At 51.9% G+C, this 11,495-nt stretch carries 6 protein-coding genes and 2 pseudogenes; 6 read left to right on the forward strand and 2 right to left on the reverse strand.

The features are described 5' to 3' along the window. The first annotated feature begins 46 nt into the window (after positions 1-46). From aceE to QSK07_RS06945, 4 genes and pseudogenes are all read left to right on the forward strand, one after another. Positions 47-2,713 (forward strand): pyruvate dehydrogenase (acetyl-transferring), homodimeric type, encoded by a 2,667-nt coding sequence (gene aceE, locus QSK07_RS06930; RefSeq protein ID WP_285721189.1) that lies wholly within the window; start codon positions 47-49, stop codon positions 2,711-2,713. 14 nt (positions 2,714-2,727) lie between these two features. After that, a complete protein-coding gene (aceF, locus tag QSK07_RS06935; RefSeq protein ID WP_285721190.1) occupies positions 2,728-4,632 on the forward strand; it encodes a pyruvate dehydrogenase complex dihydrolipoyllysine-residue acetyltransferase in 1,905 nt (634 codons plus the stop codon). 160 nt (positions 4,633-4,792) lie between these two features. Beyond that, complete coding sequence (lpdA, locus tag QSK07_RS06940; RefSeq protein WP_275220686.1) at positions 4,793-6,217, forward strand: dihydrolipoyl dehydrogenase; 1,425 nt, start codon at positions 4,793-4,795, stop codon at positions 6,215-6,217. 225 nt (positions 6,218-6,442) lie between these two features. After that, a pseudogene (locus QSK07_RS06945) lies at positions 6,443-6,889 on the forward strand (transposase family protein); the annotation flags it as partial. A 266-nt stretch (positions 6,890-7,155) separates the two neighbouring features. Here the strand turns inward: QSK07_RS06945 and QSK07_RS06950 are convergent. Beyond that, a complete protein-coding gene (locus tag QSK07_RS06950; protein ID WP_285721191.1) occupies positions 7,156-7,809 on the reverse strand; it encodes an Ssp6 family T6SS pore-forming effector in 654 nt (217 codons plus the stop codon). 401 nt (positions 7,810-8,210) lie between these two features. On the opposite strand from QSK07_RS06950, the pseudogene QSK07_RS06955 reads away from it, so the two are divergent. Beyond that, positions 8,211-9,330, forward strand: a pseudogene (locus tag QSK07_RS06955) (IS3 family transposase). Positions 9,331-9,574: 244 nt separating this feature from the next. Here QSK07_RS06955 and QSK07_RS06960 read toward each other — a convergent pair. Beyond that, a complete protein-coding gene (locus QSK07_RS06960; RefSeq protein ID WP_285721192.1) occupies positions 9,575-10,480 on the reverse strand; it encodes a LysR family transcriptional regulator in 906 nt (301 codons plus the stop codon). A 105-nt stretch (positions 10,481-10,585) separates the two neighbouring features. Here QSK07_RS06960 and QSK07_RS06965 point away from each other — a divergent pair, with 105 nt between their 5' ends. Beyond that, positions 10,586-11,116 carry a phenolic acid decarboxylase gene (locus QSK07_RS06965; protein ID WP_285721193.1) on the forward strand — a complete coding sequence of 177 codons (531 nt, stop codon included), beginning with the start codon at positions 10,586-10,588 and terminating at the stop codon, positions 11,114-11,116. Positions 11,117-11,495: the final 379 nt, after the last annotated feature.

The raw sequence follows: 11,495 nt of genomic DNA on the forward strand, positions 1-11,495 counted from the left end.
GGCTCCCGATTATTCAACGTATTAGACACAGATAAGGAACACACCCATGTCAGAACGTTTACACAATGACGTGGATCCGATCGAAACTCGTGACTGGCTACAGGCGATCGAATCGGTCATCCGTGAAGAAGGTGTTGAACGTGCACAGTATCTGATTGATCAGGTACTGGGTGCAGCCCGCAAAGGCGGCGTAAAAGTGGCTGCAGGTTCGTCTGCAATCAGCAACTACATCAACTCTATTGCCGTTGAAGATGAACCCGATTATCCGGGCAACACCTCTCTTGAACGTCGTATCCGTTCCGCAATCCGCTGGAACGCCATCATGTCGGTGCTGCGCGCATCCAAGAAAGATCTGGAACTCGGTGGCCATATGTCCTCCTTCCAGTCTTCTGCAACGATTTATGAAGTGTGCTTCAACCACTTCTTCCGCGCGCGCAGTGACAAAGATGGCGGCGATCTGGTCTATTTCCAGGGCCATATCTCTCCAGGCATCTACGCCCGTGCGTTCCTTGAAGGTCGCCTGACTGAAGATCAGATGAACAACTTCCGTCAGGAAGTTGACGGTAAAGGCCTCTCTTCTTATCCGCACCCGAAATTAATGCCGGAATTCTGGCAGTTCCCGACCGTATCAATGGGTCTGGGTCCATTGTCAGCGATCTATCAGGCGAAGTTCCTGAAGTATCTGGAACACCGTGGGCTGAAAGACACCTCTGCTCAGACCGTTTACGCCTTCCTGGGTGACGGCGAGATGGATGAGCCGGAATCTAAAGGTGCGATCACCATCGCCACCCGTGAAAAACTGGATAACCTGGTCTTCATCATCAACTGCAACCTGCAGCGTCTGGATGGCCCGGTAACCGGTAATGGCAAGATCATCAACGAGCTGGAAGGCATCTTTGCCGGTGCTGGCTGGGAAGTGATCAAGGTCATCTGGGGCGGACGCTGGGATGAGCTGCTGCGCAAAGATACCAGCGGTAAGCTGATTCAGCTGATGAACGAAACCGTTGACGGCGACTATCAGACCTTCAAATCCCGTGATGGTGCCTATGTGCGTGAGCACTTCTTCGGCAAATATCCGGAAACCGCGGCGCTGGTTAAAGATATGTCCGATGATGAAATCTGGGCATTGAACCGTGGCGGCCACGATCCGAAGAAAATCTATGCAGCACTGAAAAAAGCGCAGGATACCAAAGGCAAGCCCGTACTGATCCTGGCGCATACCATTAAAGGTTATGGTATGGGCGACACCGCGGAAGGCAAAAACATTGCCCACCAGGTGAAGAAGATGAACATGGATGGCGTACGCTATATCCGTGATCGCTTCAACGTGCCGGTTGCTGACGATAAAATCGAAGAACTGCCGTACGTCACCTTCGAGAAAGGCACAGAAGAGCATGCTTATCTGCACGGTCAGCGCGAGAAGTTAGGCGGCTACCTGCCAACGCGTCAGCCGAAGTTCACTGAGAAGCTGGAAATGCCAGCGCTCGAAGAGTTCAGTGCGCTGCTGGATGAGCAGAACAAAGAGATCTCGACCACAATCGCCTTTGTGCGTGCCCTGAACGTGATGCTGAAGAACAAGTCGATCAAGGATCGTCTGGTTCCGATCCTTGCCGATGAAGCGCGTACCTTTGGTATGGAAGGTCTGTTCCGTCAGATTGGTATCTACAGCCCGAACGGTCAGCAGTACACCCCGCAGGACCGTGAGCAGGTCGCTTACTATAAAGAAGACGAGAAAGGCCAGATTCTGCAGGAAGGGATCAACGAGCTGGGCGCAGGTTCATCCTGGCTGGCTGCAGCGACCTCTTACAGCACCAACAACCTGCCGATGATTCCGTTCTACATCTATTACTCGATGTTCGGCTTCCAGCGTATCGGCGATCTGATGTGGCTGGCGGGCGACCAGCAGGCGCGCGGCTTCCTGGTCGGCGGCACCTCGGGTCGTACGACCCTGAACGGCGAAGGTCTGCAGCACGAAGATGGCCACAGCCATATCCAGTCGCTGACTATCCCGAACTGTATCTCTTACGATCCATCTTACGCTTATGAAGTCGCAGTCATTATGCATGACGGTCTGGTGCGTATGTATGGCGAAGCGCAGGAGAACGTTTACTACTACATCACCACGCTGAATGAAAACTACCATATGCCAGCCATGCCGCAGGGAGTGGAAGAAGGTATCCGTAAGGGTATCTACAAGCTGGAAACGGTAGAGGGCAGCAAAGGTAAAGTGCAGCTGCTGGGTTCAGGTTCTATTCTGCGTCACGTGCGTGAAGCGGCGCAGATCCTGGCGAAAGATTACGGTATCGGCTCTGATGTCTACAGCGTGACCTCGTTCACCGAACTGGCGCGTGATGGCCAGGATTGTGAGCGCTGGAACATGCTGCATCCGACTGAAGAAGCGCGCGTACCTTACATCGCTCAGGTGATGAACGACGCACCAGCTGTTGCTTCAACCGACTACATGAAACTGTTCGCTGAGCAGGTTCGTAGCTATGTCCCGGCCAGCGATTATCGCGTACTGGGTACCGATGGCTTTGGTCGCTCTGACAGCCGTGAGAATCTGCGTCATCACTTCGAAGTTGATGCATCTTATGTGGTGGTTGCCGCGCTGGGTGAGCTGGCTAAACGCGGCGAAATCGAGAAGAAAGTGGTGGCCGATGCGATCACCAAATTCAATATCGATGCCGATAAAGTTAACCCGCGTCTGGCTTAAGAGGTAATAGAGTAATGGCTATCGAAATTAAGGTACCGGATATCGGGTCTGACGAAGTTGAAGTTACCGAGATTCTGGTGAAAGTTGGCGACAAGGTGGAAGCCGAGCAGTCGCTGATCACCGTGGAAGGCGATAAAGCCTCAATGGAAGTGCCCTCGCCACAGGCTGGCGTAGTGAAAGAGATTACGATCTCTACCGGTGACAAAGTTGAGACCGGCTCACTGATCATGATGTTTGATGCTGAAGGTGCTGCTGAAGCAGCACCGGCACCGGCCGCAGAGAAAAAAGCGGACGCGGCGCCAGCGCCAGCCGCTGCTGCGGCCACTGCCAGCAAAGAAGTGGCGGTTCCGGATATCGGCGGTGACGAAGTCGAAGTCACTGAGATTCTGGTCAAGGTTGGCGACAAAGTCGAAGCCGAGCAGTCACTGATTGTGGTGGAAGGTGATAAAGCCTCAATGGAAGTTCCGGCTCCGTTCGCGGGTGTGGTCAAAGAGATCACCATTGCGACCGGCGACAAAGTCAGCACCGGTTCAGCCATCATGGTCTTTGAAGCAGAAGGCGCAGCACCGGCCTCTGACGCGAAGCCAGAAGTGAAAGAAGAAGCGGCATCAGCACCCGCCGCTGCTGCGGGCGTAAAAGAAGTCAACGTGCCGGATATCGGTGGTGATGAAGTCGAAGTCACCGAGATCCTCGTTAAAGTTGGCGACAAAGTTGACGCTGAGCAGTCACTCATCGTGGTTGAAGGCGACAAAGCCTCAATGGAAGTCCCTGCGCCGTTTGCAGGTACGGTCAAAGAGCTGAAAGTCGCAACCGGCGATAAAGTCAGCACCGGCTCATTGATCATGGTGTTCGAAGTCGAAGGTGCTGCTCCGGCCGCCCCTGCGGCAGCGAAACAGGAAGCCGCCTCGGCGCCTGCTGCGAAATCTGATGCTAAGCCAGCCGACGCGGCACCAGCAGCCAAAGCCGACAGCAAAGGTGAGTTTGCAGAGAATGATGCTTACGTTCACGCGACCCCGGTGATCCGTCGCCTGGCACGCGAGTTCGGTGTTAACCTGGCGAAAGTCAAAGGCACCGGCCGTAAAGGTCGCATTCTGAAAGAAGACGTCCAGACTTACGTGAAAGATGCCGTGAAACGCGCTGAAGCAGCACCTGCTGCAGCAAGCGGCGGTGGTCTGCCGGGCATGCTGCCATGGCCGAAAGTTGATTTCAGTAAGTTTGGCGAAATCGAAGAAGTCGAACTGGGTCGTATCCAGAAAATTTCTGGCGCGAACCTGAGCCGTAATTGGGTGATGATCCCGCACGTTACGCATTTCGACAAAACCGATATCACCGATCTGGAAGCGTTCCGTAAGCAGCAGAATGCTGAAGCAGAGAAGCGTAAGCTGGATGTGAAGTACACGCCTGTCGTGTTCATCATGAAAGCGGTCGCTGCGGCGCTTGAGCAGATGCCACGCTTCAACAGCTCGCTGTCTGAAGATGCACAGAAACTGACGCTGAAGAAATACATCAACATCGGTGTGGCGGTTGATACGCCAAATGGCCTGGTTGTTCCGGTCTTCAAAGACGTGAACAAGAAGGGCATCACCGAGCTGTCGCGTGAACTGATGGCGATTTCGAAGAAAGCGCGTGACGGTAAACTGACAGCGGGCGACATGCAGGGCGGATGTTTCACCATCTCCAGCCTGGGCGGCCTGGGTACCACACATTTCGCGCCGATCGTTAACGCGCCGGAAGTGGCTATCCTGGGTGTCTCTAAATCGGCGATGGAACCGGTGTGGAATGGTAAAGAGTTTACGCCGCGTCTGATGATGCCGATTTCTCTCTCCTTCGACCACCGCGTGATCGACGGTGCTGATGGTGCGCGATTCATCACCATTATCGGCAATATGTTGTCTGACATTCGTCGTTTAGTTATGTAAATGTGAAGAAGGCCGGCGGATGCCGGCCTTCCTGTAACGATTCGTCGCGCCGCTGTTGGCAGTCTGTTAACAATTCTGTAAACTCTTGCGGTGAAAGTCCCGGTGGAACAAGGGCATTATAAGAACGTCTGACCCGCCGGATATCAATTAAGAGGTCATGATGAGTACAGAGATTAAAACCCAGGTCGTGGTACTTGGGGCAGGTCCTGCAGGTTACTCTGCAGCCTTCCGTTGTGCGGATTTAGGTCTGGAAACCGTACTGGTAGAGCGTTACAGCACCCTCGGTGGTGTTTGTCTGAACGTCGGTTGTATCCCATCTAAAGCGCTGCTGCACGTTGCTAAAGTGATTGAAGAGGCGAAAGCACTTGAAGAGCACGGCATTGTGTTTGGCCAGCCATCTACTGATATTAACAAGATTCGCAGCTGGAAAGAGAAGGTTATCAACCAGTTGACTGGCGGCCTGTCTGGTATGGCAAAAGGTCGTAAAGTCACCGTGGTGAATGGCCTGGGTAAATTCACCGGTGCTAACACCCTGGTGGTTGAAGGAGAAGGCGGCGCGACCACCATCAACTTCGATAACGCCATCATTGCTGCGGGTTCACGCCCAATCGAACTGCCATTCATTCCACATGAAGATCCACGCGTCTGGGACTCTACCGATGCGCTGGAACTGAAAGAAGTGCCGAAGCGTCTGCTGGTCATGGGCGGCGGTATCATCGGTCTGGAAATGGCGACGGTATATCACGCGCTGGGTTCAGAGATCGATGTGGTTGAGATGTTCGACCAGGTTATCCCGGCTGCGGATAAAGACGTGGTGAAAGTCTTTACCAGGAAAATCAGCAAGAAATTTAACCTGATGCTGGAAACGAAAGTGACCGCCGTTGAAGCAAAAGACGATGGCATTTACGTTTCAATGGAAGGTAAAAAAGCACCAGGCGAAGCGCAGCGTTATGACGCGGTGCTGGTTGCTATTGGTCGTGTGCCGAACGGTAAAGGTCTGGATGCCGGTAAAGCGGGCGTGGAAGTGGACGATCGCGGCTTCATCCGCGTCGACAAACAGATGCGCACCAACGTTCCACACATCTACGCTATCGGCGACATCGTCGGTCAGCCAATGCTGGCGCACAAAGGCGTGCATGAAGGCCACGTTGCGGCTGAAGTGATCTCTGGTCTGAAGCACTACTTCGATCCGAAAGTGATCCCTTCAATTGCCTATACTGAGCCAGAAGTTGCCTGGGTTGGTCTGACCGAGAAAGAAGCGAAAGAGAAGGGCATCAGCTATGAGACCTCCACCTTCCCGTGGGCTGCCTCTGGCCGTGCTATCGCTTCTGATTGTGCAGACGGCATGACCAAGCTGATTTTCGACAAAGAGACGCACCGTATTATCGGTGGCGCGATTGTCGGTACTAACGGCGGCGAGCTGTTAGGCGAAATCGGTCTGGCCATTGAGATGGGTTGTGATGCGGAAGATATTGCGCTGACCATCCACGCTCACCCGACCCTGCATGAGTCAGTCGGTCTGGCTGCAGAAATCTTCGAAGGTAGCATCACCGATCTGCCTAACGCGAAAGCGAAGAAGAAGTAAGTTTCTGCTGCTGAAAAAAGAAAGCTCCCATTATGGGGGCTTTTTTTTGGTCTGGATTATGGGCTGGGATTAGATGGGGTGTTGAGTGAAATCCGAACGTTAAATTTGGTGGAATTTTTGAGTGCGAATAAGTATTTAGTAATCAGGCAATAAATTTAGAGTGCTCCCCGCATAAGCGGGGGATAAACCGCCTGTAAATCATGGGTATCCCACGTGACACGTATTATTGCAACGGCAGATCTGCTGAATGACCGTGTATTATCATTTTATGCGTCTCAGGACCTGCTAATTCTAAGAATACTGACCGAAGGAGGCATAGAGTACTGTGGCAAAGTGGAGCAGCATGATTATCAACTTTGTCTGGCAATAAATGATATAGACCATACGAAGACCAAAGCGATGTCACCACAGACGAACGGCATCTGCGATGCGGTTCCACATGACGATATTGCAGGAATTATAACAGGTGACGTTCCGCAAAAAGCTGTATGGTGAACCCGACACATTAAAATCTGATCTTGATGACTGGCTGGCTCACTTAATAATTAGCGAACTCATCAGGGGAAAATGTGCCCTGGCCGGACGCTTATGGAAATATTACCTGATGGAAAAGGCCTCGGGGCTGAGAAGAATTCAATCCAAATGTACTCTGATAAATACCTGTATAAATAACGGGTAACTTCCAGGTGAAGTCTGAGCTGATAAAACTGAGTATAGCCCCATGAGGGGCTTACTGATTTGGCCGTTCAGGTAAGACCTTACCTATCAGATAGACAACCCCGATAGACAGACCAATCGCCATCAGCCGCTCATGCCAGGTTTCATAGTGAAAGAACCAGTAGCAGCACAGAAGGAGCAGCAACCCGCCTATGATCGCACCTGACACCTCTATAAGGCTATACATTATGCGTTTACCTAAGCTCAGCTTGGTAGACTCATTATCTCGCATTAGCGTTTACCTCCTTCTCTACCATTTCAATGATCCGTTCAAAAGCCGGTTGCCCTTGCGTTCGCTTCACATGGAGAGCTTCTAAGAACGGGTTCAGAGCTGGCTCAAGTAGGAAGTAGAGTAAATCATAGTTCCGCACGCGTAATGCATTATAGACTTCAGGATTGCTCTTTTGCAGCTTTTCAGAGGTGTAGACACATCTCTCTGTCATGCCACCGATGAGTAAAGCATTACCAATTAGGCCACCTCTGACCGCAACAAGAAACGAGCTACGCTGCGCAATGGTAGTTGCTAACCTTCCTGCTATTAGTGAGTTCGTAAGCGTCCGGCCAGCAACTGAAGCCATCGTTTTGCTATAGATAGCGTTCTGCCTGGCTTCAGGCACGTTCTTGTTGAAGATATTGAGTATAATCTCGATAGTCTTCATGAAGTTGTGATTTTCCAGAATGCCATGCCGGATAGCCCCGATCATCCTAATCTTCTCTGTTTCACGTTGATAGCGGCTGTCGGTATCGATGAAGCCATACCCAAGATAGCCAATGTCTGTAGGTACAGACAAGATACCGTGAACGAGCCCAATAGCAGATTCAGGTGATATGATGATTTTGGCTATACGCTTCGCGATCTCACTGTAGCTACGCATCCTGAAGCCCCTTATCCTCGCTTACTTTGACTACATAGTAGTCCCTTGCTCCCGGCACTATCCTATCAACCTTGATGCCGACTGTGCCATTGTTGATCGCATCGTAAGGAACACGGTCTATCTCAATGCTTTCAATATTGAGTAAGTGCCAATGACTCTCGCTGTCCTGTATTGTGATTTTATCAACCCTTGATACAGTAAAGTTGCTGTCAGCAGGGATTCTAAGAGAGTAAACCACCACTCGATCATAGCAGTGGTTAAACTCAAGCCGGTGAAGGCTGTGCCTAAAGTCTATGAGGCCTTCTTGCTTAAAGGCTTTACGAGCAGTTTTGACCTGCTCCCCGTTGATTAATAAACCGCGATGTTAGTAATGTCTTCATAAGCCACATGAGGACATCCCCATGAAGAAGCGATTTTCCGACGAACAGATCATCAGTATTCTCCGCGAGGCAGAAGCCGGGGTTTCTGCACGTGAACTCTGCCGTAAACACGCCATTTCTGACGCCACCTTTTACACCTGGCGCAAGAAGTATGGCGGTATGGAGGTGCCCGAGGTTAAGCGCCTGAAGTCACTTGAGGAAGAGAACGCCCGCCTCAGGAAGCTGCTCGCTGAAGCCATGCTGGATAAGGAGGCGCTTCAGGTGGCTCTGGGCCGAAAGTTCTGACGACAGACCAGAAGCGGGAAGCCGTGGAAGTCATGTGTGAGACAACGGGTCTGTCCCAACGCCGTGCCTGCAGGCTGGCCGGTCTGTCACTTTCAACCTGCCGTTATTCCGCTCAGCGTCCGGCTGCTGACGCGCAACTGTCTCTACGCATCACAGAGTGGCACTTGAACGCCGCCGGTTTGGTTACCGGCGCATCTGGCAGTTATTGCGTCGGGAGGGCCTTCACGTCAACCACAAGCGGGTTTACCGCATCTATCACCTTAACGGTCTGGGTGTAAAACGCAGGCGGCGCCGTAAGGGTCTGGTGATTGAACGGCTTCCGCTTCTTCGCCCGGATGCGCCGAACCTGACATGGTCGATGGATTTTGTCATGGATGCACTTGCCAGCGGCCGCCGGATTAAGTGCCTAACCTGTGTGGATGATTTCACGAAGGAGTGTCTGACGATCACCGCCGCTTTTGGGATTTCAGGTGTACAGGTCGCGCGTATTCTGGACAGCATTGCGCTGTTTCGTGGATATCCTGCGACGATAAGAACGGATCAGGGCCCGGAATTTACCTGCCGCGCGCTGGATCAATGGGCCTTTGAACATAGTGTTGAGTTGCGCTTAATCCAGCCGGGCAAGCCAACTCAGAACGGATTTATTGAGAGTTTTAACGGTCGCTTTCGGGATGAATGCCTGAATGAGCACTGGTTCAGCGATGTTCTTCATGCCCGGAAAATCATTAATGACTGGCGGCAGGACTATAACGAGTCCAGACCGCATTCATCGTTGAATTACCAGACGCCATCTGAATTTGCAGCAGGCTGGCGTAACGGGAAACATGAAGAAAAATCAACCGACATTACTAACTGAAAGTTGTATCTAATACTGGGAGCAGGTCAATTAAGATATAGATTACTATAGTCTGTACTCAATGATTTCTATTACTTGAGCAGCGTTCCGGCCTTCACCACAGCCTTATATAGCCCCAATCAGGGGCCTTCCAATGATCGACAATCTGGTGTTCCACGCTTGAGGGGGGATAAACCGCAGCTTAATCTTTGGAATGCGTGTTTTTTGCGTGTTCCCCGCGTCAACGGAAACAAACTCAGCCTCCTTAGCGCTCAGCTATGCGCTTTTCCTGCGCCACCCGCTCCACAAACATCTGCGCCAGTTCAGCGATGGCGCTGTTACCGGGCAGCCTCTCTTCATTGATGTACATCACCAGCGTACTACTGCGCCGGCGGCCCTGAAGCAGCGGCAGGGGACGGAGTTCACCGCTCTCTAAGAGGCCAGCGATATTCTGTTCTGGCAGCCAGCCATAGCCTAGCTGGTGCTGGACCGCTTCAATCGCTGCCGACAGGGTAGTGAATGACCAGTTCTCTGCCTGATCGCCACTCACCTCTGACTGCTGCTGTTGCTGGCGATCCAGAATGGTAATGCAGGGCCAGCGCGCCAGTGTGGCAGCATTAAGCGGGGCAGGTTCACTGTGCAGCGGGTGATCGCGATGGGCGACGGCGACAAAATCGACGCTCATCAGGCTTTCGCCAGCCAATGGCTCAGCGCCATATTGTGCCACCAGCCAGAGATCGGCCTGTTGTTCCGCCAGCCTGTCTGGTGTTTCGCTGCGGACAATTTCGCTGAACCAGATGCGCACATGTGGATAGCGTTGCTGAAATATATTGAGCACATCAAACAGCAGAGGTTTAGGAAAGGTGGCATCCACCATTAAATCAATACGCGAACGTTCACCCCGTCGCAGGGCACTGGCCTTAGCCTCAAGCGCGCTAAATCCTTCCAGTAGTGGACGTACCTGTGCAAGTAACTGATGTCCTTGAGCACTCAGGACGGCACGGCGTCCCACCTGCTCCAGTAGTTCTATGTCCAGTCGTTGTTGAAGCAGACTCAACTGATAGCTCAATGAGGACTGGCTACGATTATTCTTCTCCGCTGCCAGCGCAAAACTCCCTTCCTTTACGACGGCGTCGAGCAGATACCACTGTTCCAGCGTTGTTTTGTACATGGTGAATCATCTAAAAATTGAATTATTCAGTACTAAAAATAGCGTTATTTATCGACTTTGTAACGCGCAATAATCACCTCAGGGAAAACAAATGAGGAATTAATCATGAGCACTTTTGATAAACATGACCTGTCTGGCATCGTTGGCAAACATCTGGTTTACACTTATGACAACGGCTGGAACTACGAGCTCTACATTAAAAATGCCAGCACCATCGACTATCGCATTCACAGTGGCATGGTCGGCAATCGCTGGGTTAAAAATCAGCATGTTTATGTGGTTCGGCTGGCGCAGGATGTCTATAAAGTCTCCTGGACTGAACCCACCGGCACTGATGTCAGCCTGGCCGTTAATCTGGCGGATAAAATTTTCCACGGCACCATTTTCTTCCCACGCTGGGTCATGAACAATCCGGAAAAAACCGTCTGCTTCCAGAATAATCACCTGGAAGAGATGGCGAAATTCCGCGAAGCGGGTCCGGCTTATCCAACTGAAGTGATTGATGAGTTCGCGACGCTGACCGTGATTCGTGATGTCGGTGAAAACAACGAAAGCGTGATTGACTGCCCGCCTGATCAGCTGCCCGCCAATTTTCCGAAAAACCTGAAAAATCAACCTGCCAGAGAGTGGTCATAATGGCCTCTTTCTGATCGTTCCGGCCCCCTGCAACGTCAGTCGTTTCAGGGGGCATTTTCGCGGACGCACAGGCTGGTATGGCTGATAACCGGCGGCGAACCGCAGGGAACGCTTTACTGAGCCGCATGCGGGCCAGGTTCTATTCCTTTCGGTTATCGATCGCACCGCATCACTTCGCTTAAAATGCGGCAATATTGATCTCATCATCCTGACATTTCAGTGGAATACGCTACGCTGCCGGGAGCCATTTCAGCTCACTTCGCTGGCTGAACAGGGAAAACAGGCGGAAAGAATCGCGGCAGTGGATTATGTTGTATTTTTGTAAACAGATTAACAAACAGACGAAATCCTGCTATTCTGCCCTCCGCGAAACCGGGCA

Origin of the sequence: Pantoea sp. QMID4 (assembly GCF_030270445.1) — a bacterium.
GTDB classification, from domain to species: Bacteria; Pseudomonadota; Gammaproteobacteria; order Enterobacterales; family Enterobacteriaceae; genus Pantoea; species Pantoea vagans.

Bases quoted from the DNA above. Each gene is read 5' to 3' on its own strand.
- lpdA (WP_275220686.1), top strand. From the start codon at position 4,793: ATGAGTACAGAGATTAAAACCCAGGTCGTGGTACTTGGGGCAGGTCCT.
- QSK07_RS06965 (WP_285721193.1), top strand. From the start codon at position 10,586: ATGAGCACTTTTGATAAACATGACCTGTCTGGCATCGTTGGCAAACAT.
- aceE (WP_285721189.1), top strand. From the start codon at position 47: ATGTCAGAACGTTTACACAATGACGTGGATCCGATCGAAACTCGTGAC.
- aceF (WP_285721190.1), top strand. From the start codon at position 2,728: ATGGCTATCGAAATTAAGGTACCGGATATCGGGTCTGACGAAGTTGAA.
- QSK07_RS06950 (WP_285721191.1), bottom strand. From the start codon at position 7,809: ATGCGTAGCTACAGTGAGATCGCGAAGCGTATAGCCAAAATCATCATA.
- QSK07_RS06960 (WP_285721192.1), bottom strand. From the start codon at position 10,480: ATGTACAAAACAACGCTGGAACAGTGGTATCTGCTCGACGCCGTCGTA.